Genomic DNA, 22,749 nt, shown 5'->3' on the forward strand with positions numbered 1-22,749 from the left:
TCAACGTGGCCACCCGCAAACGGTCGAGGATACAATGACTAAGAAAAATCAAGACGCAGACGTGGCCTTTATCCAGGCGCTGGCAGAACTGCTTACGGAAAACGATCTGACCGAGCTGGAAGTGATGCGCGAATATGGCGATAACGACAGCCTGAACGTCCGCGTCAGCCGCGCGCAGGAAATCGTCACGCAAGTTGCTGCCCCCGTCGCCGCAGCGCCCGCACCTGTTGCCGCCGCAGCCCCCGCCGCCGCGCCTGCTGCCTCGTCCTCTGAAGACCCTGTCAGCCACCCCGGCGCCGTGACCTCGCCCATGGTGGGCACTGTGTATCTGCAGGCCGAGCCGGGCTCGCCCGCCTTTGTCAGCGTTGGCGCCCAAGTCAAAGAGGGCGACACCCTGCTGATCATCGAAGCGATGAAAACCATGAACCACATCCCGGCGCCCAAATCCGGCACCGTGAAACGTATCCTGGTCGAGGATTCCAGCGCCGTGGAATTCGGCGCACCGCTGATGATCATCGAATAAGGGCCGCGCCATGTTCGATAAAATCCTGATTGCAAACCGAGGTGAGATCGCGCTGCGCGTGATCCGCGCGTGCCGTGAAATGGGCATCAAGTCCGTCGCGGTCCACTCGACCGCCGATTCCGACGCGATGCATGTGCGCATGGCCGACGAGGCCGTCTGCATTGGCCCGCCCTCTTCGACGCAAAGCTACCTGTCGATCCCGGCGATCATCTCGGCCTGTGAAATCACCGGCGCGCAGGCGATCCACCCCGGCTATGGCTTCCTGTCGGAAAACGCCAACTTTGTGCAGATCCTGGAAGACCACGACATCACCTTCATCGGCCCGACCGCGGAACACATCCGCATCATGGGTGACAAGATCACGGCCAAGGAAACCGCCGCGGATCTGGGTATTCCGGTCGTTCCCGGCTCGGCTGGCGGTGTGCCCACTGTCGAAGATGCCAAGAAGATCGGCGCCGAATTCGGCTATCCCGTGATCATCAAGGCCACGGCTGGCGGCGGTGGCCGCGGCATGAAAGTGGCCAATGATGAAAGCGAGATGGAGAACGCCTTCCGCACAGCGCGCAGCGAGGCCAAGGCCGCATTTGGCAATGACGAAGTCTATATTGAGAAATACCTGACCACCCCCCGCCACATCGAGATCCAGGTCTTTGGTGACGGCAAGGGCACGGGTGTGCATCTGGGCGAGCGCGACTGTTCTTTGCAGCGCCGCCACCAGAAGGTCTTTGAAGAGGCTCCGGGCCCCTGCATCACCCCCGAAGAGCGCGCCAAGATCGGCAAGGTCTGCGCGGATGCCATCGGCAAAATGGGCTATCGCGGCGCCGGCACCGTGGAATTCCTGTACGAAAAGGGCGAGTTCTATTTCATCGAGATGAACACCCGCCTGCAGGTGGAACACCCCGTGACCGAGGGCATTTTCGGCGTCGATCTGGTCCGCGAACAGATCCGCGTGGCCGAGGGGCTGCCGATGTCCTTTACCCAGGACGATCTGGAAATCAACGGCCACGCCATCGAGGTGCGGATCAACGCTGAAAAACTGCCGAACTTCGCCCCCTGCCCCGGTAAAATCTCGCATTTCCATGCCCCCGGTGGCCTTGGTGTGCGGATGGATTCGGCGCTCTATGATGGCTACTCGATCCCGCCCTATTACGACTCGCTGATTGGCAAACTGATCGTGCACGGGCGCGACCGGCCCGAAGCCCTGGCGCGGCTGAACCGCGCCCTGGGCGAGTTGATCATTGACGGCATCGACACCACCGTGCCGCTGTTTCACGCGCTTCTGCAAGAAGAAGACATCCACAGCGGCAACTACAACATCCACTGGCTGGAACACTGGTTGGAAACCAATCTGGCCGAGTGATTTCATGGCCGGGCCACCGTGGCCCGGCCTTTTTTCTACGGACAAGGCATGGCCAAGGACGACACGATCCTGACCCCGGAACTGCTGCTGAACGCCTATGCCTCGGGCGTGTTTCCCATGGCCGAAACCCGTGACGATCCCGAGATTTTCTGGGTCGATCCGCGCCGTCGTGGCATCTTTCCCTTGGACAAGTTTCATATCTCGCGCAGCCTGGCCCGGCGTCTGCGACGCGAGGAGTTCTCTATCCGGATCAACAGCGACTTTGCCGGCGTAGTGCAAGGCTGCGCCGACCGGGAAGAAACCTGGATAAACGACGAAATATTTTTTCTTTACAGTCAGTTACACGCCTTGGGCTTTGCCCACTCGCTGGAGGTTTACGAAGGCGATATCCTGGTTGGCGGGGTCTATGGCGTCACTCTGGGCGGTGCGTTTTTCGGGGAAAGCATGTTTTCGCGCCGCACCGACGCGTCAAAAATCGCGCTGGCTTATCTGGTGGACCGGCTGAATTTGGCGGGTTTTTCCCTCTTTGATACGCAGTTCATCACGCCGCATCTGGCCTCGCTGGGGGCCATCGAAATCCCGCGCGCACAGTATCATCGGTTGCTGGAAGACGCGCTTGAGCACGATGCAGATTTCACCGACCCGCCGCTGCCTGCCTCTGCTCAGGAGGTTTTACAGCGCAACACCCACACGTCATAGCGCGAATGATCCAGCGCGTTCAGCGCGGGTGACGAGGCCAGCATCCAACCCTGGAACACTGGTTCCGCTGCACCCTGATCACGGATGGTCAAAAAGGCATAGGCGTCGCCAGCAGGGTTATTTTCAGGATAGCGGCATTCGCCCAGATCAATCACCAGACGCTCATAACGGACGCTGGTGCCATTGAGTATCTCGATGTCCTGAAACTCGGCATTGACCTTGTCCAGACCGCGCAAAATGGCGCCTGCGCCTGTCGCGACCCCGTCGACGTTTTCAATTTCCAGACTGACGCCATTACCGGGATCATCCTGTGCCTGCACGGGCGCGGCACAAAGCAACAGCAGGGTCAGCAGCCGCTTCATTCGCTGCTCCCGGATACGAATTTCATCAGCAGCGCAACAAGCGAAACGGCCCCTTGCGTGTCCTCGATCTCGTCGCCGGGGGCGAAGTTGAAGGGCGATCCACCGGGTACGATTTCCACGAAATTGCCGCCCAGCAACCCTTCTGAGGCGACCACAACGGCGCTGTCATCGGGGATCTCGATCCCTTCGGCAACAGAAAACTTGGTGTCGGCGCGGAAAGTCTGCGGGTTCAGATCCAGCGCGGTCACCGTGCCGATCTTAACGCCAGCCAGACGCACATCGGTGCCCACGGTCACGCCCTCGGCCGAGCGGAACGATGCGCCCAGCTCGTAGCCTGTTGTCTGTTTGGTAAATCCGGTGATTTGACCTGCATAGGCGACAAAGCCAATGGCCACGGCCAGCACGACGCCCCCAACAAAGGCTTCGGTCTTGTGTTCAGACATTGAAAAGCCCCTTATTCGGGCGTCCACGCCTCGTAATCGGCGCGCGGCGCGGGTTCAACGCGACGGATCGAGCCCTTGGGCGCATAAGCCAAGGCCGAGCCGGTCAGGTTTTCCTGGTGCGGCTTTTCCCAGTCCTTATGTACAAAAGGCTTGTCGCTTGGTGCATCCTTGAAGGTGTGGTGCAGCCAGCCGTGCCAATCTGGGCTGATGCGACTGGCTTCAATCTCGCCGTTATACATGACCCAACGGCGCTTGCCGTCCACGCTGCGATAGTAGGTGTTGCCCTGCTCGTCCTCGCCGACTTTCACGCCTTTGCGTGCGGTGTACAGACGGGTGTTGATCGTACCGCCGTTCCACCAGGTGACTGCGCTGAGGATGGTGTTCAGAATACCCATGGGTCTCTCCAAAATGCCTTGGTCCTGATATGACCGAATTTGTGCCAAAGGTCCAGTGGCAGGGCCCGCCGCCAATGCCGCAGATGCGCAAGTTTTCGCGACGGGCCGTGATCTTAATGCGCCAACGCGGTGACTTCGATCTCGATCCGGTATTTGGGGTCGATCAGGTTACACTCGATCATGGTCGCCGCCGGGGGATTGGCACCGAATGTCTCGGACAGAATCGGCCAGCAGGGTTCAAATTCGGCCGCATCGGGCAGGTAGTAGTTCACACGAACCACGTCCGCCAAGGTCGAGCCTGCCTGCTCCAGCGCGCCCTTGATCGTATCCAGCGCGGCGCGGCACTGTTCCTGCACGGTATCGCCCTGCCCGACGGTGCCCGCCACATGGACGAACCCGCCCGCAACAACAGCACGGCAATAGCCGATCTTGGCTTCGAATTCGCCGCCGGAATGAATGCGTTTGATGGTCATGATTGCTCTCCTTCATCTTGCCCCAGCGATACGATTGCACGGCGCGGGCGGCAAGACAGAAAAGCCCGGCATCCGTGCAGGATACCGGGCTTTTGTCTCAGGTGCCGCAGGGTTTAGCTGGCGCTGGCTTCTTCGGCTTGGCCTTCGGCAAAGATCATCAGCGGTTTCGCAGCCGAGGTCGCGGCCTCTTCGTTCACCACTACCTCGGTGACGTTTTCCATGCTGGGCAAATCGAACATCGTGTCCAGCAGGATATCTTCGAGGATCGATCGCAGGCCGCGCGCGCCGGTTTTCCGCTCGATCGCGCGTTTGGCGATGGCCGCCAGCGCGTCATCGGTAAAGGTCAGCTGCGCGTCTTCCAGCTCGAACAGGCGCTGGTATTGTTTGACCAGGGCGTTCTTGGGCTGGGTCAGGATGGTGACCAGCGCGTCTTGATCCAGATCTTCCAGCGTCGCGATGACGGGCAGACGGCCAACGAATTCCGGGATCAGACCGAATTTCAGAAGATCCTCAGGCTCGAGGCTCTTGAAGGTTTCGCCCACGCCCTCGTCGCTATCATCACGCACATCCGCGCCAAAACCCATCGCCGAGCCCTTGCCGCGTTGCTTGATGATCCGGTCAAGGCCCGCGAAAGCGCCGCCGCAGATGAACAGGATATTGGTCGTGTCCACTTGCAGGAATTCCTGCTGCGGATGCTTGCGGCCGCCTTGCGGGGGAACGCTGGCAACGGTGCCTTCCATCAGTTTCAGCAACGCTTGCTGCACGCCCTCGCCCGACACGTCGCGGGTGATCGAGGGGTTTTCCGACTTGCGGGTGATCTTGTCGACCTCGTCGATATAGACGATGCCGCGCTGCGCGCGTTCGACGTTGTATTCGCTGGCCTGCAGCAGCTTGAGGATGATGTTTTCCACGTCTTCACCCACATAACCGGCCTCGGTCAGGGTGGTAGCGTCAGCCATGGTAAACGGTACATCCAGAATGCGCGCCAGCGTCTGCGCCAGCAGGGTCTTACCGCAACCCGTGGGGCCGATCAGCAAGATGTTGGATTTGCTCAGCTCAATCTCGCCGTTTTTTTGCGAGTGGTTGAGACGCTTATAGTGGTTGTGCACAGCGACAGACAGCACGCGCTTGGCCATTGCCTGACCGATCACGTAGTCATCCAGAACGCTGCAGATGTCTTGCGGAGTGGGAACACCTTCGCCGGATTTCAGGCCTGCGGTCTTAGTTTCTTCGCGGATGATATCCATGCAAAGTTCGACGCATTCATCGCAGATGAACACGGTGGGCCCGGCAATCAGCTTGCGGACCTCGTGCTGGCTTTTGCCGCAGAAGCTGCAATACAGTGTATTCTTGCTGTCGCCGCCGGAGTTGTTCGCCATGGTCTCCCTTTCAGGCCTCGTCTTGCATCATCATTGGTCATCAAGCTTATGGCAGCCTGCGGGCGGCCACAATGTCAAAAACGCCCCGGAGTGATCATGTGTGATCTGGAAGCCGGGGCGCTGGTTGCTTATGCCTCTTCGTCAGCCGCTTTGGCGCGGTTGGTCACGATCTCGTCGATCAAACCCCAGTCCTTGGCTTCCTCGGGCGACATGAAGTTGTCGCGCTCCAGCCCGGTTTCAACCTCTTTATAGGTGCGACCAGTGTGCTTGACGTAAATCTCGTTCAGGCGCTTTTTCAGCTTCAGCGTCTCTTCGGCATGGATCATGATGTCCGTTGCCTGACCCTGGTACCCGCCCGAGGGCTGGTGCACCATCACGCGGCTGTTGGGCAGGCTGAAACGCATCCCGGCCTCACCAGCCGTCAGCAGCAGCGAGCCCATCGAGGCCGCCTGGCCGATCACCAGCGTCGACACTTTAGGTTTGATGTACTGCATGGTGTCATAGATCGACAGGCCCGAGGTCACAACGCCACCGGGGCTGTTGATATACATGCTGATTTCCTTAGACGGGTTTTCCGCCTCAAGGTGCAGCAGCTGCGCCACGATCAGGCTGGACATGCCATCATGCACGGGGCCGTTCAGGAAGATGATCCGCTCCTTCAACAGGCGCGAGAAGATGTCGTATGCACGTTCGCCCCGGCTGGTTTGTTCCACAACCATCGGGACCAGGGTGTTCATATATGTCTCAAAAGGGTCTTTCATATCCGCTCGCCTGCTGTTGATACCGCACCTTTACGCACCTGGTGCTAACAGAGTCTTAGTGTTGCGCCGGGGGGGCTGCAAGGGCATAGCCCTGAATTAGTTCCCGCGACCTTGGCACAAGAAAAAACCGGAGGCGCTTTGGGCACCCCCGGCTTCGATTCAATTCCACAGATCAGGTTTACTGGGCGGCCATCGGACGGCGCGCCAGGTGGCATTCGGCCCACAGCGTTTCCAGCGCACCAACCAGACGATCCATATCCTCGGCGGAATGGACGGGCGACGGGGTGATCCGCAAACGCTCGGTGCCCTTGGGGACGGTGGGATAGTTGATCGGCTGGATATAGATCCCGTGATCAGCCATCAGTCGGTCCGAGATGAACTTGCACTTCACCGGATCGCCCACCATCACCGGAATGATGTGGCTGGGGTTCGGGATATGCGGGATGCCGATCCCGTCCAGACGCGTGCGCAGCTCGGCCACGCGCGCCTGCTGGCCCTGACGTTCCTGATCCGACTGTTTCAAATGCCGGATCGAGGCCACGGCACCGGCGGCCACATGCGGCGGCAGCGCGGTGGTAAAGATGAACCCGCTGGCAAAGCTGCGGATGAAATCGACCAGTTCCTTGGTGCCGGTGATATAGCCGCCGACAACGCCGAACGCCTTGCCCAGCGTGCCTTCGATGATGTCGATGCGGTCCATCAGACCTTCGCGTTCGGCCACACCGCCACCATGGGCGCCGTACATGCCAACCGCGTGCACTTCGTCGATATAGGTCATGGCGTTGTATTTATCGGCCAGATCGCAGATCGCCTCGATCGGGGCAATGTCACCATCCATCGAATAGACGGATTCAAACGCGATCAGCTTGGGTTGTTCCAAAGGCAGCGATTGCAGATGCGCCTCAAGGTCCTCAAGATCGTTGTGTTTCCAGACAATGCGCTGCGCCTTGGAGTGGCGGATGCCCTCGATCATCGAGGCATGGTTCAGCGCGTCCGACAGGATCACCAGACCGGGAATTTTCGCGCCCAGCGTGCCCAGCGTCGCCCAGTTGGACACATAGCCCGAGGTGAACAGCAGCGCGGCCTCTTTGCCATGCAGGTCGGCCAGCTCGGCCTCCAGCTCAACATGATCATGGGTGGTGCCGCTGATGTTACGGGTGCCGCCCGCACCTGCGCCGCTGCGATCCAGCGCGGCATGCATGGCCGACAGCACGTCAGGATGCTGCCCCATGCCCAGATAGTCGTTCGAGCACCAGATGGTGACGTCTTTCGCGTCACCTTCGTTGCGGAAAGTCGCCTTGGGGAACGCGCCCAAGTGCCGTTCCAGATCGGCGAATACGCGATAGTTGCCTTCTTCGCGCAGCTTCGTGAGCGACTCGGTAAAAAATCCCTGGTAGTCCATGCCGTCTAGGTCTTCCTTAGTTCCTGTTCGTCGGTGCCTCTGGCCCCCGAGGGGACCAGAAACAGATCTTTTGGCGTTCAGCCGAACATATCATTAGTGATACCGGCGTACCAGCCTACCGATTCCTCGTATGTCGCCTTGCGCAGTGCGGCATCTTCGCCCGTTTTGCTGATAAAACCATCAACTTTGGCGATTTTCTCATCCGTGGCCTGGTAGGACGCGCCCACTTTGATGCCATCATCAGTGTCGATCAATGACCAACAAGTATTAGAGAACTTCGCCGGGAACACCTTCGATCCGGTTAGCGCGCCGCGTACGGCCATGGCTGCCACCTTGGCTTGGCTATTGGCCGAGAAGCCGGATTTCGGCATGTCACCCTGGTTCGTCGCATCGCCCAGAACGTGGATGTTCGGGTCAATGCGGCTTTGCATGGTGTGGCCCGAAACGGGCGCCCAGTTGCCTTCGGTGATGCCGGCCATGTCGCAGATTTTGCCGGCCTTCATCGCGGGGATCACGTTGCAGGCGTCAACCTTGGTCACCTCGCCGTCAATGCTGACGGTCATTTCGTCCGCATTCACCTCGACATTGCCACCCCCGAAATCGGGGCCGACCCATTCGATCATCCCGTCATAGTGGTTCGCCCAGCCTTCCTGGAACAGCGCCATTTTCGAGAATTTCGGCTTGGGATCGGCAATCAGGATTTTCGCCGTCGGGTTAATGTTCTTCAGCAGATGCGCGACCATGCTGACCCGCTCGTATGGGCCGGGCGGGCAACGGAAGGGGTTCGGCGGCGCGATCATCGCAAAGGTCCCGCCCTGAGGCATCGCCTCGATCTGCGCTTTCAGCAGTTCGGTCTGCGAGCCTGCCTTATAGGCATGGGGCATCTTGTTCTGCTTGGTCACGTCCCAGCCGGGCACCGCGCCGTCAACGAAATCGATGCCGGGCGACAGGATCAGGCGGTCATAGGGCAGCTTGGCCCCGCCCGCCAGCGACACGGTTTTCGCGTCGTTATCAATACCCACGGCCCAGTCATGCACCACGTTCACGCCATACTGGCTGGCCAGGGTGCCATAGCTGTGCCCGATCGAGCTCAGCTGGCGGAAGCCGCCAATATACAGGTTCGAGAAGAAGCAGGTGTAGTACTGCCGCGTGGGTTCCACCAAAGTGACGTCAATCGCACCCTTGCTGTCTTTGGCGATGTAACGCGCGGCCGTGGCCCCGCCAGCACCCCCACCGACGATCACCACACGCGGTTTGCCGTGGCTGCCCGCACGTACGGCGGGCGCAGACAGCGCGGCCGCGGCGGCAACACCAGTCCCGATAAAAGCTCTTCTGTTGAATGTCATAAGTCTTCCTCCCTTATGAGTGACGGACCTTGTTCATCCTTCAAGATCCTTGAAGTACGCGGCCAGGGCCGCAATCTCTTCGTCCGACAAGCGGCCGGCCATCATCTGCATCACCGGATGAGGACGGATCTTGCGTTTGTAGGCATGCATGGCGATGACGAAATCTTCGACCGGCCAATGCGTGATCGAGGGGATGCCCTCGTCGGCCCCGCTGCGCTGGTGGCAGGTGGTGCATTCGCTGGCCAAGTATTCGCCATAGTCAGGGTCCCCGACAATGGCCAGAATTTCCGGCGGCAATTCCACCTCGGGTGGGACCTGCGTCGGCTGCGCCTCGGGGATGTTGGCCGGGTTGTCCGAGAACTGACGCAGATAGGCCAGCACATCGCGACGATCCTGCTCGTCCTTTAGCCCTCGAAAACTCATCCGGGTACCGGTCACCAGCGCCTTGGGGTTTTCCAGATAGGCGTCCAGCTTGTCCAACGACCAGACCAGCCCATCGGCACCCGCGCGGCGCAAACCCTTGGAGTATTTGAAATCTTCGCTGACGGTCGCAGCCTTGCGCCCGAAAATGCCGTTCAGATGCGGCCCGACCCGGTTCTTGGCCCCCTGCCCCACCTGGTGGCAACCAGAGCATTTCTTGAATACCTTGGCTCCGTTTTCCACATCGCCGATCTGGTCGGCCATCGCGGCAGAGCTGACAAAGATCAATCCGGCAACCAGCCCGGCGGACTTGATCCATTTGGTGAACATACGCGCGTCTCCCTTGTGCGGCCCCAAATCGGAACCACTGTCTTTCATGTCTCCGGGAGAGCGAAGGGCCAACAAAACCCGCAACCGCGCAAAACGCAGCCCCAAGGTTGTTCGTGCAAATGCTGGCATGGCCTCCTCCCGGTCTTACCAACGTTTTGGACCACGCCCCTCAACATGGTCTTAAAGGGGGCAGGAAACCCGCCCCCCTTACCTGGCGCTTATTGCGACAGGGATTTCAGATATTCCGTGATCGCCACGATGTCGTTTTCCTTTTTCAGGCCGGCAAAGGACATCTTGGTTTTCTTCACGAATGTCTTGGGCTTGGCCAGAAACTGAGCCATGGTTTCTTCGTTCCAGACGGTGCCTTCTTCGCCCATGGTAACCATGGTTTGCGAGTATTTGAACCCGTCGATGCTGCCCAGCGTCCGACCCATCACATCATTCAGATGCGGGCCGGTCTTGTTCTTGGCGCCTTCGCCCACCTGATGGCAGGATTTGCACTTCTTAAAGACCTTCTCACCAGCTTTCACCAGCTCGGGGTCCAGTGCTGCCATGGCGGGTTCGGGCTTGGCTTCTGGTTCGGGCGCAGGGGCGGGTTCGGCCTTGGCCTCTTCCATCGGAGCTTCGGCCTTGGCCTCGGTAGGCTTATCCTCTTCTGGGGTCACGTCCAGAACAGCTGCGCGCATAGTGATCTTGACCTCACCTTCCTTGCAGTTTTCCATGCAAGGCTCGGTCCAGAAATGCTTTTCGCTGGTTTCGCGGTCATCCACGATGAACCCGCCAGCGTTGGGCATTTCCACGTCCAGAAAGTTCTCGTTCGACAGAACGAAGTCATCCTCGACCAGATAGTTCGAATACAGAATATAGGCGGTGATCGCATAGACATCGTCATCGCTCATGGTCTGGGCGGCGCCAAACGGCATAGAGCGGCGGACATAGTCATAGACGGTCGACAGGTACGGCCAGTACGACCCCACGGTCTTCAGCGGATCCTTGTCGGCCAGGCTGCCCTCGCCACCGGCCAGTTTCGGCCAGTTGCCAGCGCCCTCGGCGAACTCACCGTGACAGACGGCACAGTTGTCCACAAAGATCACTTCGCCATCTTCGACCGAGCCGGAACCAACCGGCAGACCGGTGCCATCGGGCGAAATATCATGATCCCAGGCGGCAACTTCCTCGGGCAGCGCGGGTCGGCCCAGGCCCATTTTCCCGGCATAGGCCGGAACGGCGGTCATGGCAGCGATGGCCGAGCCGATCAACAGATTACGATACTTCGACATTCTCTGCCTCCCCGTCCGCTTTGACCCACCAGGTCTGAATGCAGTTGTTGTGGTAGATGGAGTTTTCGCCGCGCACGTCACGCAGCATGTGTTTGGTTGGCTGAACATAACCGGTGTCGTCCATGCAGCGGCTTTGCAGCAGCATCTCTTCACCGTTCCATTCGGTATCCAGATAGAAGCGGGTCAAAGCCATAGGCTGACCGGGGTTGGCCAGACGGGCGGTTTCCCAGGTCTTGCCGCCGTCCTTGGACACGTCCACGCGGGTGATCGCGCCGCGGCCCGACCATGCCAAGCCGGTGATGACCAGCGGGCCATGGCCGTGCTTGATCGGCGACTGCGGGCTGGGGCTTGTGACGACCGATTTGGCGTCCATGACCCAAGTCCATTTGCGGCTGGTGCCGTCTTCCAGCGTGTCGGTGTATTTGGAGGTTTCCTCGCGGCTTTCGATGGCCTGATCGGTCACCTCGATGCGGCGGATCCACTTGACCCACATGTTGCCTTCCCAACCGGGAACGACCAGACGCGCGGGATAGCCGTGCTCTTTGCGCAGCGCCTCGCCGTTGGCCTTGAAGGCGATCATGCAGTCGTCCAGCGCCTTTTCCAGCGGGATCGAGCGCCCGTTCGAGGACGCATCCGCGCCTTCGACATAGACCCATTTGCCCTCGGGCTTCACGCCGGCCTCTTCCAGCAGCGCACGCAGCGAGATGCCGGAATATTCCATGTTGTGGATCATCCCGTGGGTGAACTGCGCGCCGTTCAGCTGCGAGCCCGCCCATTCCATGCCGGTGTTGGCCGCGCATTCCAGGAAGAAGGTCCGGTTTTCACGCGGGAAGCGCTCCAGATCTTCGTAGGTAAACACCAGAGGCGTATCCACCAGACCGTTGATCATCAGGCGGAAATCTTCCTTCTTCAGATCAATCGCACCCGAGTGGTGGCGCTCAAACGCACAGCCCTGCGGGGTGATGGTGCCGTCCAGCGCGTGGATCGGGGTGAAGTTGATCGAGCTGATCGTGTCAGCCGTCAGCCATTCCACGTTGCGGCGGATCACGTCGCCTTCGTATTGGATCGGCAGACCATAAGGCGTGGCGTCAACGCCGTCGCCCAAGCCCATGGCCCATTCCTGTTTTTCGGTAATCAACGGGTCTGGTGTCGCCGCACCAGCGGCCCCTGCGCCGGCAACCGCGCCCGCAGTGGACGCCAGCGTGCCTTTCAGGAACGCGCGTCGCGAGGGCTGTTTACCTTTGAAGCGGACTGTCATTTGTCTTTGCCTCCTCTTGAATTCTCAAATTCATTTAAGTGAATTTGTTAAATCGATAAAGTGCCAGAAGGTCGCGGGGGCTTAGGCCCCCACCACTTTCACGTTGTCATGCGGGTTGACGGTTACGGTGCCCATTTTCTTGATGTGGCTTTCGACCACGTCCCAGATCTGCGGGCCCTCGGTGCCTTCGTTAACGCTGGCCCAGCCGGCAACCTGATAGGTCTTGGCCGGGTCGATCAGCTCGCCTGTTTTCAGCAGGGTCATGTCACTGATCCGCTCGCCCTGAGGTTTGCTGACGTCGATTTTGTAGCCCATGCCACCGATGCGCACCATGTCGCCGCCCTGCTGATAATACGGGTCCGTATTGAACAGGTTGTCGGCCACGTCTTCAAGGATGACATGGATGAATTCACCAGTCATTTCTGTGCGATAGGCCTGACCATAGGTCATCGAAGTCGCGTTCCAGATGTCTTCGCGAGTGATGTCTTGACCGGGCAGAATACTGGGACCCCAGCGCACACCGGGCGACATGGCGATGTCGGCCTCGCGTTCGCTTAGCAGGGCGTCACAGATCAGATCATCCCAGGTCCCGTTAAAGTTCCCGCGGCGATACAGCAGACTGTCGGTCTTGCCGATCACCTCGGACATGGCGGCCTCATAGGGCGCGCGCTGTTCGTCGATTACGGCGGTCACAGCGGCGTCAGGTTCGATCACGTCGCTGAAAATCGGGATCAGCTTGTGGCGGAAGCCCATCATCCGGCCCTCGCGCACGTCCAGATCAACGCGGCTGACGAATTTACCGTTCGAGCCCGAAGCGATAATGATCGTCTCACCCACCAGCACCGGCTCGGGCAGAGCATCATGGGTGTGGCCCGACAGGATCACATCGATGCCTTTGACACGGCTGGCCATCTTTTTGTCCACGTCGAACCCGTTGTGGCTCAGCAGCACGACCAGTTCGGCACCGGCGGCTTTCACCTCTTCGACGACTTCCTGCATCCGTTCATCCCGGATACCGAACGAGTATTCGGGGAACATCCAGCGCGGGTTGGCGATGGGCATATAAGGGAAGGCCTGACCGATCACAGCGATCTTCACACCCCCACGCTCGAACATCTTATAAGGAGCGAAATCCTCGGCGGGTTCGTCCCATTCAGCGTCATAGATGTTGGCACCCAAAGCCGCAAAAGGCAGATCCTGAACGATCTCGCGCACGCGTTCGCTGCCCAGGGTGAATTCCCAGTGGAAGGTCATCGCATCGGGTTTCAGCGCGTTCATCACGTTGACCATGTCCTGGCCTTCGGTGTGATAGCAGGTGTAAGAGCCATGCCAGGTATCGCCGCCATCCAGCAGCAGCGCATCAGGGCGTTCGGCGCGGATCGAGTTGATCACGGTGGACACGCGGTCCAGACCCCCGACTTTGCCATAGGTTTGTGCCAGCGACGAAAAATCATCATAGGTCAGCGCATAGGCCGAGGCCGAGCCATCCGCGACACCGTACATCTTGCGGAAATCGGCACCGGTGACGTGGGGCACCTGCCCCTTGGCGGCGCCAACACCCAGGTTGATCTCGGGCTCGCGGAAGTAGATCGGTTTCAGCTGGGCGTGAATATCGGTGACGTGGATCAGCGAGACGTTGCCAAACGTGTCGAACTGCAAAAGCTCGTCCTGGGTCAGCTTCTGCTGAGCGGCCAGACGGGCCCAATTACCGAAACCAGATGCGCCATACAAGGCGGACGCAGCCATCGAAACCTGAAGAAAGTCGCGGCGAGAGATCATAGCTCAATAACTCCGAGCGGTTAGAGTGTTCCCAATCCCCTGACGAATACGCCAGAGGTCAGGCCATGAATGGCCTTAAATATCAATATGTTGCGATCTTCTTGAAGGCAGGAGCGACCAGCGCCGCTCCTGCCGATAGATCAGTTACGAACCGAAGGGCCTTCGACCGACAGGCCGTTGCCGCGGCTAGCGACATACAGTTCCAGCGCAACAAACTCGGCGCTACCGGGGCTGTAGGTTTCGGCGCGGGTGTCACGCACACAGCCTTTGAAACGCGCGTGAACCGAGTTCAGCTTGGCGTTTTTCAGGCGGTAAGCCGGGAAACCGTTGATCTGGCCCTGGCTCAGGTGGTCTGCACGGATCATGTTGCCATAGTTGTCTTCGTGGCAGTTCGCACAGGACAATTCCAGCTGACCGGTGCGGGTATAGTACAGTTCTTTGCCCTGCTCCCACGTTGACTCGGCGGGACCGTCGATCGCAACATTGACGGGCATTCCGCGCGATTGCAGGCTGATCAGAGCAACCATGTTGGTCAGCTTGCCCGCGGTGTATTTCAGCTTTTCAGCGCCCATACGGTTCTCGCGGCAGTCGTTGATCTGCATTTCCAGCGTGCGGACCTCTTCGGCCCCGTCGTTCCACTTGGGATAAACGGCGCGCACGCCTTTCATGCTGTCTTCGGCGTCACCGTGGCAGGATGCGCAGGACTTGCCCTCGGATCCTTCAACGGCGTTCCAGTCATCCATCGCGGCCTCGACCGCCAGCATGCCCGGGTTGTCGAAATCGTCCGCCTGCATCACCTGAGTGTTATCCGAGCGGAAGTGCCAGCCCGACATCACCTCGTCCAAAGCGTCCGACAGGTGTGCGGGTGCGGCGGTTTTGGTGACAAGCTCCAGCTCGCCATTTACGACCAGCTTATCGTCGTCTGCGTCGGCAAACGCCATTGCGGGCATTGCCATCGCCAGAGCTGCAACTGCGGTCATGTGCTTGATTTTCATCTAGCTTCCTCCCTGTGGTGTACCTGTCCCGGCCATGCAACGAGCCGAAACAGGTCACCTGAATTATTATGCGATTGCGACCTTCTTCGAGGTCTCGTAGACCGACCCGTCATCATCGTACCAGGTGAACTTCAGCTCGCCTGCTTCGGGGATTACGGCCTCGAATTCGAAGTAAGGGTTGGTCGAAATCGCGGGTTCCAGCGTCACGTCGATGACCGACTTGCCGTTGAACTCGCAGGTGAAGCGATTGATGATCGAACGCGGGATGACCGAGCCATCCTTGTTCTTGCGCTGACCTGATTCCATCTTGTGGCTGATCAGGGTCTTCAGCGTAACGGCTTCGCCTGCTGCGGCCGATTTGGGGGCCTTGACGCGGGGTTTTACACCAGATGCCATTGTCTTGTCTCCTTGTCCTGATTAGCCGCCGCAGCCGCCGATGGTGACCTTGACGGTCGAGCTGGCCTTGGCGAAGGAACCGTCGGCCATCTTGGCGATCGCCACGACGTCCTGGGTGCCTGCCAGACGGATACGGGTCGAGGCGGCTTGCGAGCCGGCCAGTTCACCGAAATTGAAGGTCGCAACGCCAGGGGTCGGGTTGCCGGTGGCCAGCAGCATGATCGCGGTGGCGCCTTCTGCATCGACAGAAATCGGAACGGTGTTGCCGTTTTCAGCAATTTCCGGTGCGGTCAGGTTAACGCCGCCCTCGGCCACATCTGCTCCACCAGTGAAGGCGGCGATGGCGTCTTCGGATGCTGCGTTGACCTGGATCGGCAGAACGGTCAGAGCCGCTGCCCCCAGCCCAAGCGCCAGCGTGTCGCGTCTTGAGAATTCCATGTTTGTCTCCTTAAGTCTTCAGCCCCTGATCACTCTTTCAGAGTGGACAGGAAAGCGATCACATCTTCGATTTGCGCAGCGGACAGCAGCGGGTCCAGCGCGCCCTTGGCGGCTTTGCCGGTGTAGGCGTCGCCGGGGCGAGTGAAGCCATCAACCTTGTAATACGCGGGCATAACGGTGCCTTCGAAGGTCATTTTCGAGTTCACCAGAATACCGCGCAGCTCGGCGACAGAGCGGTTTTCACCGACGCCATCCAAAATCGGGCCAACATTGCCCGGGAAGGTCAGATCGGTCCGTGCCTCGATGTTATGGCAGGCAACGCAGTTGCCCTTTTTCTTGTTCGAGAACACGTCGAAACCGGCATCTGCATTGCCCGGCGCACCGGTCAGCGAGGCCTCGACGGCCCCATCTTCGGTGAATACTACATCAGCGGGCGCAACCGGATTGGCGAAGGCCGCCCCGGCAGCAAAACTCGCCACCAGTGTCAGTGTTGTAAGCCGCATGATTCCTCCCATGGATAGTTATTTGGCTGTGCTAGCTCGGTATACCGTAGTTCACCGGAACCGCTGGACGCAACAACAAATTCACAGTTGTGAATTTTTTTATTTATTGCGCAGATAGGTCAGTCAGATTTACCGTTATTGCGCTCTTGGATTCGGCGCGCATGGTAGCGTTGGAAATCTTCCCCGTTTTCAAGCAGGTACCGCTTTTCCGCGACCCATGTATACATGTCCGTCGTGGTGCTTTTAGCGAAGGCTCCGGGCATGATTGCGACCGCTGCCTGCGGGGCCTGAACCCCCTCGGGGACCTCTTCGGGCAGGAAAACCACGGTCGGAGTAAACAGAATCCCCCACTTACGCATGAGGTCGGATTGGGCCATTTCCTCGCCGTCGAAATCGGTCGCCGTGTCGCTGCCATGAAGGTTCAGTTGCACCACGAAAAAGTTGTCTTCGATGAATTTGGACAAGTCCGGATCTACATAAACTTCTTCGTGCATTTTCCGGCAATAGATACAGCCGCGCTGCTCGATCATCACGGCAAAGCGCTTGCCCTCGGCGTTGGCCTCGGCCAGGTCTTCGCGCAGATCCTTGAAGGTATCGCGCATCCACGGTTCCTTGTGCAGCCCGTCATCGCCGATCTCGGCCGATACGGGCAGCGCCAGCGCGATCACCGCGCCGATCGTCATCAACAGTCGTTTCATAGTCTCCTCCCTCATTAAAACTCAACCTAGCCCGGCAAAGCTCGGGAACCAGCGGATCATGGCGTCTGCAATCAGGTTGACCGCGTTGGTGGCGATCAGCACGGCAAAGATGATCAGCATCACCCCCATCACCTTTTCGACATGCCCCAGATATTTGCGGTTCCGCTGCATCCAGCGCAGGAACGGCTTGGCGAACAAGGCCGCCACGATGAAGGGCGCTGTCATCGCCAGCCCGTAGACCAACAGCAGCAGCCCTCCGCGCCAGATATCCCCCATGCCGCTGGCAATCATCAGGATCGAGGCCAGCGCAGGCCCCACGCAGGGTGTCCAGCCAAACCCAAAAGCCAGCCCCATCACATAGGCGCCGATAATGGTCGTTGGCTCGGCTTTGCTTTCCAGCTTGGCCTCGCGATACAGCAACGGAATGCGCAGGATGCCCAGAAAATGCAGCCCGAACAGCAGCAGGATCGCAGCGGCCACATAGCTGAGCGGTCGGCTCCATTGTGCAAAGGCCTGCCCCAAGGCAGTCGCACCCATCCCAAGTAAAACGAATATGGTGCTGACCCCTAGGGCGAAAAAAACGGCCGAGATCACCAGCCTGCGCTGCGCGCCCGGCGCGATCTGCCCATCCTTTTGCAGCTCGGACATCGAGATGCCGGCCATGTAGCACAAGTAAAAGGGTACCATCGGCAGAATGCAGGGAGTAAAGAAGCTTAAAAGCCCCGCAAGTGCCGCCCCGGCAAAGGAAATATCCAACAACGGCGCGACTCCTTGATCAATTCACATATTCATATTATGTTGTTCGATAACATTCAGTCAATCAGGTGCTTCATGAGCCTGCGTAATTTTCTTCTTTCCTTCCTTCTGCTGACCTCGCTGGCCCTGCCTTCGCATGCGGCCGAGCTGATCATGTTCGAACGCAAGGGATGCCATTATTGCATCGAATGGAAGGACGACCTGGGCCCCATCTATCCCAACACGGCCGAGGGTAAATACGCCCCGCTGCGCATGGTCGATGTCGGAAAGGGCACCCCAAAAGATATCAGCCTTGCGCGCAAGGTCATTTATACTCCGACCTTTGTGCTGGTGGAAAACAACGCAGAAATCGGCAGGATCGAAGGCTACCCCGGCGAGGATTTTTTCTGGGGTATGCTGAACATGATGCTGAAGGCAAAAACGGACTTCGTGGATGCTTCGGGGTGACGCTTGGTTAACCGGACAATGCTGCAACGCAGCGGCGGACTGGACACAACGGTAGTAAATAGTTAATAGGTTCATAAAACAGGGCTTGAACCCAAAGGGACAGACAATGGCATTGCCGGTGTTTACAGACACCATCACGGAAACCGAGATGGACCGCATCGTGGATAACGCCACGAATGCGTCCAATTTCCTGAAAGCAGTCAGCCATGAAGGCCGGATGATGATCCTGTGCCACCTGGTTACCGGCGAAAAATCTGTTACCGAACTCGAAGAGCTGCTCTCGGCCCGCCAGGCGGCGGTGTCTCAGCAGCTGTCCCGCTTGCGGCTGGAAGGTCTGGTTGTGCCGCGACGCGAAGGCAAGGCGATCTATTATCGTTTGGCGGATGACAAACCTCGGCGTATACTGGAACTGGTCTACGATCTGTTTTGCGCAGACGAAGGCTGACCAGGCGCAATTGCCCTGACAATCTGAAAAACGACGCGGGAATGCCGCGGCGATCCTAAGGAGGAGAGGGTCATGCCGGAGTTTCTGACGGAAGAAATGCTTGTCGCACTGATCGGCATGGGCGGAGGCCTGTTGCTGGGTCTGGCTGCGCGATTGGGCCGTTTCTGCACCATGGGCGCGATCGAGGACCTGCTGTATGGCGGCTCGGACACGCGCATGCGCATGTGGGCACTGGCCATTGGCGTCGCCGTGCTGGGCAGCTTCGCGCTGGCCGCCACGGGTTTCTTGCAAACCGAAACCTCCTACTATCTGTCGATCCGCTGGATGCCCTTTGCCTCGGTGCTGGGCGGGCTGATGTTCGGCTATGGCATGGCACTGGCTGGCAATTGCGGCTTCGGCTCGATCGCCCGCCTGGGCGGAGGCGACATGCGCGCCTTTGTGATCGTGCTGGTCATGGGCGTGTCAGCCTATGTGGTGCTGTCCGGACCGCTGGCCCCGCTTCGGGTTATGATCTTCCCGCAAGAGGACGTGGTGAACGACATGCCGCCGGGCATCGCGCATCTGCTGGGCAGCTGGACCGGAGCCTCGGTCAATGTCATCGGGATTGTTATCGGGACCCTGATCATTCTGGGCGCGCTGGCCAACAAAGCCTTCGTCACCGAAGGCAAAGCGATCTTTTGGTCCGTCATAGTCGGCGTCGCCATCGTATCCGGCTGGGCTGGCAGCTACTGGGTTGCCACCACAGGGTTTTCAGAGATTCAAGTGGTTTCGCACAGTTTCTCGGCCCCTGTTGGGGAAAGCTTGCTGTATTTCATGACCGCCTCGGCAAGGGCGCCGTCCTTTGCTGTAGGTTCGGTCGCGGGGGTTATTACGGGGGCCTTTATCGGATCCCTGATCAAGGGCCATTTCCGGTGGGAAGCCTGCGAAGACCCGCGCGAGTTGCGCCGCCAGATCACCGGGGCCGCACTGATGGGCGCCGGGGCCGTGCTGGCCTTGGGATGCACTGTCGGCCAGGGGCTGAGCGCGTTTTCAATGCTGGCATTCTCGGCACCCGTGACGTTCCTGGCGATCTTTGCCGGGGCCGCGTTGGGCCTGCGTCAGTTGATCGAAGGGTTCCAGCCCGCGGAATAAGGGGTTGAGGGGCGCTGCCCCTCTGCGCTGCGCGCATTCACCCCGGAGTATTTTGAGAGCAAAGAAAGAAAGGGGCCGCGTAGGCCCCTTTGTTGGTTTTATACTTTTTGTTGGGTGTATTTGCGGATTTCCGTCCGGGCGATCTGCCTGCGGTGCACCGCGTCGGGGCCATCGGCCAGACGCAATGTGCGGACATGGGTCCAGGCGTGGGCCAGCGGCGTGTCCTGGCTGACACCCTGCGCGCCATACATCTGGCTGGCCTCGTCGATCACTTTGAGCGCCATGCGCGGGGCGACCGTTTTGATCATCGAAATCCAAGGTGCTGCGGCGCGGGCATCGCCCTGATCCATGAACCATGCGGCTTTGAGGCAGAGCAGGCGGGCCTGCTCGATCTCCATCCGGCATTCGGCAATGATGTCATAGTTCGCACCAAGATGGGCCAGTTGTTTGCCAAAGGCCTCGCGTTCCAACGAGCGTTTGCACAACAGCTCCAGCGCGGCCTCGGCCTGACCGATGGCGCGCATGCAGTGGTGGATGCGGCCCGGCCCCAAACGTCCTTGCGAAATCTCGAAGCCCCGGCCCTCGCCCAGCAGCAGGTTTTCCGCCGGGATGCGCACATCGGTGAACCGCATATGCATGTGGCCGTGGGGCGCGTCATCGTCGCCGTAAACCTGCATGGGGCGGATGATCTCGATCCCATCAGTTTTCGCGGGCACCACCACCATTGAGTGTTGCCGGTGTTTCGGCTGATCATCGTCGCCGGTTTTCACCATCACGATGTAGACCGCGCAGCGAGGGTCCCCTGCTCCGGACGCCCACCATTTTTCGCCGTTCAGCACGTATTCATCCCCGTCCCGCACACAGGACATCGAGATATTTGTGGCGTCGGACGAGGCCACATTGGGTTCGGTCATGCAATAGGCCGAGCGAATTTCGCCTGCCAGCAACGGCTCAAGCCATTGTTTTTTCAGCGTTTCGGTGCCGTAGCGTTCGAACACTTCCATGTTGCCGGTGTCCGGGGCCGAGCAGTTGAACACCTCGGCGCCCAGCGGGGTTTTACCCATCTCCTCGGCGAAATAAGCGTATTCCACCGTGGTCAGACCAAAGCCCTTATCGCTGTCCGTCAGGAAAAAATTCCACAGACCTTCGGCCTTGGCCTTTGCTTTCAGCCCTTCCAGAATTTCTGACTGGCGCGCGGTGTATTGCCAACGATCACCTTTGGCCACTTCGGCCTCGTATTCCTCGGCCAGTGGCGCAATCTCATCGCGAACCATCGCGGCGACACGCTCCAGCAGCTTCCGGTTCTCCTCCCTGATTCCGAAATCCATCTCTCTCCCTCATTTCTCTGTGCGAAATACCATTCTGCAAAACTACAGCATGGGTATCAGAGAATTGAAAGACAAAATCGTCATACGATCTGACTTGAGACGTGGGGTTATTCCCTGGGCACTGCCCCGAACCGCACTTATCGGTGGTGGACAAACAAAGTTTCAACACCCGTTGGGTACGCGCGTTCAGATTCGGAACAAGGGCTGCAACAGCCGGGGCATGAAGGACCGGAACCGCAGGTTTGCGTCGGTTGCGGCCAGACAGATGCAGGGCTCGCCCGGCTCGGCAATCGGGGTATGCTCCAGATCGTCATCGGCCACCTCGACATCGCCGACACCAAACCGGCCGGTCTCGTCGCTGAAGGCGCCCTGAAGGACCAGCGTCAGTTCCAGCCCGTTATGGCCATGATCCGGCACGGCTTGCCCTGCGGGGATATACAGCAAGCGCACGCTGCCCTCGGGGCCGTTATGCAAAATGCTCTGGCGCGAGCCCATGCCCATCCGTTTCCAACGTGGTGGCGCGTGGTTCAATGCCTCGGCCAGCGGGGCGGGATAGATACCCATCGGGCGCGGCTCTGCGGGCGGGGCAACGGGTGCATCCAGCATCTGCATCAGCGCGTCCTTCGAGCCTGCGGACATGCTGGCCTGCACCGGGGCGCTGTCCATCAGATGCCCACCTGCATGAGCATGCGCCTGTGTCCGCGCCCGGCAGTCGTCACACATGGAAACATGCGTGGCCACCACAACCGCGTAAGGATGGGGAAGCGTGCCCGCCGAATAGGCCAGCAAAATATGATCCGGTAGGTGATGCGAGATTCCCATCACGGCCGTGTTCCTTTCAATTCGTGACGCAACCGTTCCAGTCCCAGGCGGATGCGCGATTTTATCGTGCCCAACGGCAGACCCGTTACCTTGCGGATCTCGCTGTGGCTCATCTCGCCCAGATAGGCCTGTTCCACCAGGCTGCGTTGCTCGGGCGAGAGCTTGTCCAATGCGGCGCGCAGATGCGCTGTTTCCTGTTCCAGCGCGACCACCTGCGTCATGTCAGGTTCGGGCTGGTCCGGGGTTTTCAGCGCTTCGGGCACCGGCCTATGTTCTTTGCGGATATGATCAGACTGCTGATTGCGCGCGATCTGGTAGATCCAAGCCGAGACCTGCGCCCGTTCGGGATCGAACTGAGCCGCGCGGTGCCAAACCTTCAGCATGGCGTCCTGCACGATCTCTTCGGCCTGGGCCGCACCCAACCCCGAGCGCATCACCATCCCCTTTAGACGCGGCGCGTAGTGATCGAACAACAGGCCAAAGGCGGCCTTGTCGCGATGCTCTTTCACGCGCAGCATCCAGTGGGTCTGCTCGGACACCTGGGTCACTTGCTTCCTCCGGCGCCGACTAGCCACAACTG

General features: G+C 59.5%; 27 protein-coding genes. 6 read left to right on the top strand and 21 right to left on the bottom strand.

The genetic code is table 11. From position 1 onward, the window contains the following. Positions 1 to 34 precede the first annotated feature (34 nt). From accB to aat, 3 genes are read left to right on the top strand one after another with little or no spacing between them, the layout of a single operon-like run. A complete protein-coding gene (gene accB / locus ACOQOQ_RS15785; protein ID WP_420567929.1) occupies positions 35 to 523 on the top strand; it encodes an acetyl-CoA carboxylase biotin carboxyl carrier protein in 489 nt (162 codons plus the stop codon). 10 nt (positions 524 to 533) lie between these two features. Beyond that, on the top strand, positions 534 to 1,883 hold the full coding sequence (accC, locus tag ACOQOQ_RS15790; protein WP_420567930.1) for an acetyl-CoA carboxylase biotin carboxylase subunit: 1,350 nt from the start codon (positions 534 to 536) through the stop codon (positions 1,881 to 1,883). 48 nt (positions 1,884 to 1,931) lie between these two features. Beyond that, on the top strand, positions 1,932 to 2,582 hold the full coding sequence (gene aat, locus ACOQOQ_RS15795) for a leucyl/phenylalanyl-tRNA--protein transferase (protein WP_420567931.1): 651 nt from the start codon (positions 1,932 to 1,934) through the stop codon (positions 2,580 to 2,582). On the opposite strand, the gene ACOQOQ_RS15800 is transcribed toward aat, so the two are convergent. The 18 genes from ACOQOQ_RS15800 to ACOQOQ_RS15885 all read right to left on the bottom strand — a co-directional run bounded on the left by ACOQOQ_RS15800 (position 2,546) and on the right by ACOQOQ_RS15885 (position 17,999). Further along, positions 2,546 to 2,944, bottom strand: a complete 399-nt coding sequence (locus tag ACOQOQ_RS15800) for a DUF2155 domain-containing protein (protein ID WP_420567932.1) — start codon at positions 2,942 to 2,944, stop codon at positions 2,546 to 2,548. The two genes, aat and ACOQOQ_RS15800, sit on opposite strands and share 37 nt — an antisense overlap. Continuing rightward, entirely contained in the window at positions 2,941 to 3,387 is a 447-nt protein-coding gene (mlaD, locus tag ACOQOQ_RS15805; protein WP_420567933.1) for an outer membrane lipid asymmetry maintenance protein MlaD, read from the bottom strand. The genes ACOQOQ_RS15800 and mlaD overlap by 4 nt, the downstream gene beginning before the upstream one ends. Positions 3,388 to 3,398: 11 nt before the next feature. Next, positions 3,399 to 3,782, bottom strand: coding sequence for an NADH:ubiquinone oxidoreductase subunit NDUFA12 (locus ACOQOQ_RS15810; protein WP_420567934.1), 384 nt, complete (start codon positions 3,780 to 3,782; stop codon positions 3,399 to 3,401). Between the two features lie 113 nt (positions 3,783 to 3,895). After that, entirely contained in the window at positions 3,896 to 4,255 is a 360-nt protein-coding gene (locus tag ACOQOQ_RS15815) for a RidA family protein (protein WP_420567935.1), read from the bottom strand. A gap of 113 nt (positions 4,256 to 4,368) precedes the next feature. Continuing rightward, on the bottom strand, positions 4,369 to 5,634 hold the full coding sequence (clpX, locus tag ACOQOQ_RS15820; RefSeq protein ID WP_420567936.1) for an ATP-dependent Clp protease ATP-binding subunit ClpX: 1,266 nt from the start codon (positions 5,632 to 5,634) through the stop codon (positions 4,369 to 4,371). 128 nt (positions 5,635 to 5,762) lie between these two features. Further along, the gene (locus ACOQOQ_RS15825) at positions 5,763 to 6,395 is read right to left on the bottom strand and encodes an ATP-dependent Clp protease proteolytic subunit (RefSeq protein WP_420567937.1); all 633 of its coding nucleotides are present in this window, start codon (positions 6,393 to 6,395) and stop codon (positions 5,763 to 5,765) included. Between the two features lie 178 nt (positions 6,396 to 6,573). Next, the gene (gene hemA / locus ACOQOQ_RS15830) at positions 6,574 to 7,797 is read right to left on the bottom strand and encodes a 5-aminolevulinate synthase (protein ID WP_420567938.1); all 1,224 of its coding nucleotides are present in this window, start codon (positions 7,795 to 7,797) and stop codon (positions 6,574 to 6,576) included. 77 nt (positions 7,798 to 7,874) lie between these two features. After that, positions 7,875 to 9,143: an FCSD flavin-binding domain-containing protein gene (locus ACOQOQ_RS15835; RefSeq protein WP_420567939.1), complete on the bottom strand. Its 1,269-nt coding sequence runs from the start codon at positions 9,141 to 9,143 to the stop codon at positions 7,875 to 7,877. Between the two features lie 33 nt (positions 9,144 to 9,176). Continuing rightward, positions 9,177 to 9,893 carry a c-type cytochrome gene (locus tag ACOQOQ_RS15840; protein ID WP_420567940.1) on the bottom strand — a complete coding sequence of 239 codons (717 nt, stop codon included), beginning with the start codon at positions 9,891 to 9,893 and terminating at the stop codon, positions 9,177 to 9,179. Positions 9,894 to 10,111: 218 nt separating this feature from the next. Next, entirely contained in the window at positions 10,112 to 11,173 is a 1,062-nt protein-coding gene (locus ACOQOQ_RS15845) for a c-type cytochrome (RefSeq protein ID WP_420567941.1), read from the bottom strand. Further along, positions 11,157 to 12,431 carry a sulfite dehydrogenase gene (soxC, locus tag ACOQOQ_RS15850; protein ID WP_420567942.1) on the bottom strand — a complete coding sequence of 425 codons (1,275 nt, stop codon included), beginning with the start codon at positions 12,429 to 12,431 and terminating at the stop codon, positions 11,157 to 11,159. The genes ACOQOQ_RS15845 and soxC overlap by 17 nt, the downstream gene beginning before the upstream one ends. 81 nt (positions 12,432 to 12,512) lie before the next feature. After that, entirely contained in the window at positions 12,513 to 14,210 is a 1,698-nt protein-coding gene (gene soxB / locus ACOQOQ_RS15855) for a thiosulfohydrolase SoxB (protein ID WP_420567943.1), read from the bottom strand. 140 nt (positions 14,211 to 14,350) lie between these two features. Next, positions 14,351 to 15,205: a sulfur oxidation c-type cytochrome SoxA gene (gene soxA, locus ACOQOQ_RS15860; RefSeq protein WP_420567944.1), complete on the bottom strand. Its 855-nt coding sequence runs from the start codon at positions 15,203 to 15,205 to the stop codon at positions 14,351 to 14,353. Positions 15,206 to 15,271: 66 nt separating this feature from the next. Next, positions 15,272 to 15,601, bottom strand: coding sequence for a thiosulfate oxidation carrier complex protein SoxZ (soxZ, locus tag ACOQOQ_RS15865; RefSeq protein ID WP_420567945.1), 330 nt, complete (start codon positions 15,599 to 15,601; stop codon positions 15,272 to 15,274). 21 nt (positions 15,602 to 15,622) lie between these two features. Further along, positions 15,623 to 16,039, bottom strand: coding sequence for a thiosulfate oxidation carrier protein SoxY (gene soxY / locus ACOQOQ_RS15870; RefSeq protein ID WP_420567946.1), 417 nt, complete (start codon positions 16,037 to 16,039; stop codon positions 15,623 to 15,625). A gap of 29 nt (positions 16,040 to 16,068) precedes the next feature. Next, the gene (soxX, locus tag ACOQOQ_RS15875) at positions 16,069 to 16,542 is read right to left on the bottom strand and encodes a sulfur oxidation c-type cytochrome SoxX (RefSeq protein WP_420567947.1); all 474 of its coding nucleotides are present in this window, start codon (positions 16,540 to 16,542) and stop codon (positions 16,069 to 16,071) included. A gap of 119 nt (positions 16,543 to 16,661) precedes the next feature. Further along, on the bottom strand, positions 16,662 to 17,240 hold the full coding sequence (locus ACOQOQ_RS15880) for a thioredoxin family protein (RefSeq protein WP_420567948.1): 579 nt from the start codon (positions 17,238 to 17,240) through the stop codon (positions 16,662 to 16,664). Positions 17,241 to 17,261: 21 nt separating this feature from the next. Then, positions 17,262 to 17,999: a cytochrome c biogenesis CcdA family protein gene (locus ACOQOQ_RS15885; RefSeq protein ID WP_420567949.1), complete on the bottom strand. Its 738-nt coding sequence runs from the start codon at positions 17,997 to 17,999 to the stop codon at positions 17,262 to 17,264. A 72-nt stretch (positions 18,000 to 18,071) separates the two neighbouring features. Here ACOQOQ_RS15885 and ACOQOQ_RS15890 point away from each other — a divergent pair, with 72 nt between their 5' ends. From ACOQOQ_RS15890 to ACOQOQ_RS15900, 3 genes are all read left to right on the top strand, one after another. Then, the gene (locus tag ACOQOQ_RS15890; RefSeq protein WP_420567950.1) at positions 18,072 to 18,443 is read left to right on the top strand and encodes a thioredoxin family protein; all 372 of its coding nucleotides are present in this window, start codon (positions 18,072 to 18,074) and stop codon (positions 18,441 to 18,443) included. 106 nt (positions 18,444 to 18,549) lie between these two features. Next, the gene (locus ACOQOQ_RS15895; protein WP_420567951.1) at positions 18,550 to 18,888 is read left to right on the top strand and encodes an ArsR/SmtB family transcription factor; all 339 of its coding nucleotides are present in this window, start codon (positions 18,550 to 18,552) and stop codon (positions 18,886 to 18,888) included. A 72-nt stretch (positions 18,889 to 18,960) separates the two neighbouring features. After that, a complete protein-coding gene (locus ACOQOQ_RS15900) occupies positions 18,961 to 20,019 on the top strand; it encodes a YeeE/YedE family protein (RefSeq protein ID WP_420567952.1) in 1,059 nt (352 codons plus the stop codon). 98 nt (positions 20,020 to 20,117) lie between these two features. On the opposite strand, the gene ACOQOQ_RS15905 is transcribed toward ACOQOQ_RS15900, so the two are convergent. The 3 genes from ACOQOQ_RS15905 to ACOQOQ_RS15915 form a co-directional block, all read right to left on the bottom strand. Beyond that, a complete protein-coding gene (locus tag ACOQOQ_RS15905) occupies positions 20,118 to 21,347 on the bottom strand; it encodes an acyl-CoA dehydrogenase family protein (protein WP_420567953.1) in 1,230 nt (409 codons plus the stop codon). Between the two features lie 186 nt (positions 21,348 to 21,533). After that, a complete protein-coding gene (locus ACOQOQ_RS15910) occupies positions 21,534 to 22,172 on the bottom strand; it encodes a ChrR family anti-sigma-E factor (protein WP_420567954.1) in 639 nt (212 codons plus the stop codon). Beyond that, entirely contained in the window at positions 22,169 to 22,687 is a 519-nt protein-coding gene (locus ACOQOQ_RS15915; RefSeq protein ID WP_420569788.1) for a sigma-70 family RNA polymerase sigma factor, read from the bottom strand. The genes ACOQOQ_RS15910 and ACOQOQ_RS15915 overlap by 4 nt, the downstream gene beginning before the upstream one ends. Between the last annotated feature and the right edge of the window lie 62 nt (positions 22,688 to 22,749).

Origin of the sequence: Thalassovita sp., assembly GCF_965218685.1 — a bacterium.
Lineage (GTDB): Bacteria > Pseudomonadota > Alphaproteobacteria > Rhodobacterales > Rhodobacteraceae > Thalassobius.

Excerpts from the sequence above, each read along its gene's own strand:
- accB (WP_420567929.1), top strand. The coding sequence starts at position 35 with ATGACTAAGAAAAATCAAGACGCAGACGTGGCCTTTATCCAGGCGCTG.
- accC (WP_420567930.1), top strand. The coding sequence starts at position 534 with ATGTTCGATAAAATCCTGATTGCAAACCGAGGTGAGATCGCGCTGCGC.
- aat (WP_420567931.1), top strand. The coding sequence starts at position 1,932 with ATGGCCAAGGACGACACGATCCTGACCCCGGAACTGCTGCTGAACGCC.
- ACOQOQ_RS15800 (WP_420567932.1), bottom strand. The coding sequence starts at position 2,944 with ATGAAGCGGCTGCTGACCCTGCTGTTGCTTTGTGCCGCGCCCGTGCAG.
- mlaD (WP_420567933.1), bottom strand. The coding sequence starts at position 3,387 with ATGTCTGAACACAAGACCGAAGCCTTTGTTGGGGGCGTCGTGCTGGCC.
- ACOQOQ_RS15810 (WP_420567934.1), bottom strand. The coding sequence starts at position 3,782 with ATGGGTATTCTGAACACCATCCTCAGCGCAGTCACCTGGTGGAACGGC.
- ACOQOQ_RS15815 (WP_420567935.1), bottom strand. The coding sequence starts at position 4,255 with ATGACCATCAAACGCATTCATTCCGGCGGCGAATTCGAAGCCAAGATC.
- clpX (WP_420567936.1), bottom strand. The coding sequence starts at position 5,634 with ATGGCGAACAACTCCGGCGGCGACAGCAAGAATACACTGTATTGCAGC.
- ACOQOQ_RS15825 (WP_420567937.1), bottom strand. The coding sequence starts at position 6,395 with ATGAAAGACCCTTTTGAGACATATATGAACACCCTGGTCCCGATGGTT.
- hemA (WP_420567938.1), bottom strand. The coding sequence starts at position 7,797 with ATGGACTACCAGGGATTTTTTACCGAGTCGCTCACGAAGCTGCGCGAA.
- ACOQOQ_RS15835 (WP_420567939.1), bottom strand. The coding sequence starts at position 9,143 with ATGACATTCAACAGAAGAGCTTTTATCGGGACTGGTGTTGCCGCCGCG.
- ACOQOQ_RS15840 (WP_420567940.1), bottom strand. The coding sequence starts at position 9,893 with ATGTTCACCAAATGGATCAAGTCCGCCGGGCTGGTTGCCGGATTGATC.
- ACOQOQ_RS15845 (WP_420567941.1), bottom strand. The coding sequence starts at position 11,173 with ATGTCGAAGTATCGTAATCTGTTGATCGGCTCGGCCATCGCTGCCATG.
- soxC (WP_420567942.1), bottom strand. The coding sequence starts at position 12,431 with ATGACAGTCCGCTTCAAAGGTAAACAGCCCTCGCGACGCGCGTTCCTG.
- soxB (WP_420567943.1), bottom strand. The coding sequence starts at position 14,210 with ATGATCTCTCGCCGCGACTTTCTTCAGGTTTCGATGGCTGCGTCCGCC.
- soxA (WP_420567944.1), bottom strand. The coding sequence starts at position 15,205 with ATGAAAATCAAGCACATGACCGCAGTTGCAGCTCTGGCGATGGCAATG.
- soxZ (WP_420567945.1), bottom strand. The coding sequence starts at position 15,601 with ATGGCATCTGGTGTAAAACCCCGCGTCAAGGCCCCCAAATCGGCCGCA.
- soxY (WP_420567946.1), bottom strand. The coding sequence starts at position 16,039 with ATGGAATTCTCAAGACGCGACACGCTGGCGCTTGGGCTGGGGGCAGCG.
- soxX (WP_420567947.1), bottom strand. The coding sequence starts at position 16,542 with ATGCGGCTTACAACACTGACACTGGTGGCGAGTTTTGCTGCCGGGGCG.
- ACOQOQ_RS15880 (WP_420567948.1), bottom strand. The coding sequence starts at position 17,240 with ATGAAACGACTGTTGATGACGATCGGCGCGGTGATCGCGCTGGCGCTG.
- ACOQOQ_RS15890 (WP_420567950.1), top strand. The coding sequence starts at position 18,072 with ATGAGCCTGCGTAATTTTCTTCTTTCCTTCCTTCTGCTGACCTCGCTG.
- ACOQOQ_RS15895 (WP_420567951.1), top strand. The coding sequence starts at position 18,550 with ATGGCATTGCCGGTGTTTACAGACACCATCACGGAAACCGAGATGGAC.
- ACOQOQ_RS15900 (WP_420567952.1), top strand. The coding sequence starts at position 18,961 with ATGCCGGAGTTTCTGACGGAAGAAATGCTTGTCGCACTGATCGGCATG.
- ACOQOQ_RS15905 (WP_420567953.1), bottom strand. The coding sequence starts at position 21,347 with ATGGATTTCGGAATCAGGGAGGAGAACCGGAAGCTGCTGGAGCGTGTC.
- ACOQOQ_RS15915 (WP_420569788.1), bottom strand. The coding sequence starts at position 22,687 with ATGCTGCGCGTGAAAGAGCATCGCGACAAGGCCGCCTTTGGCCTGTTG.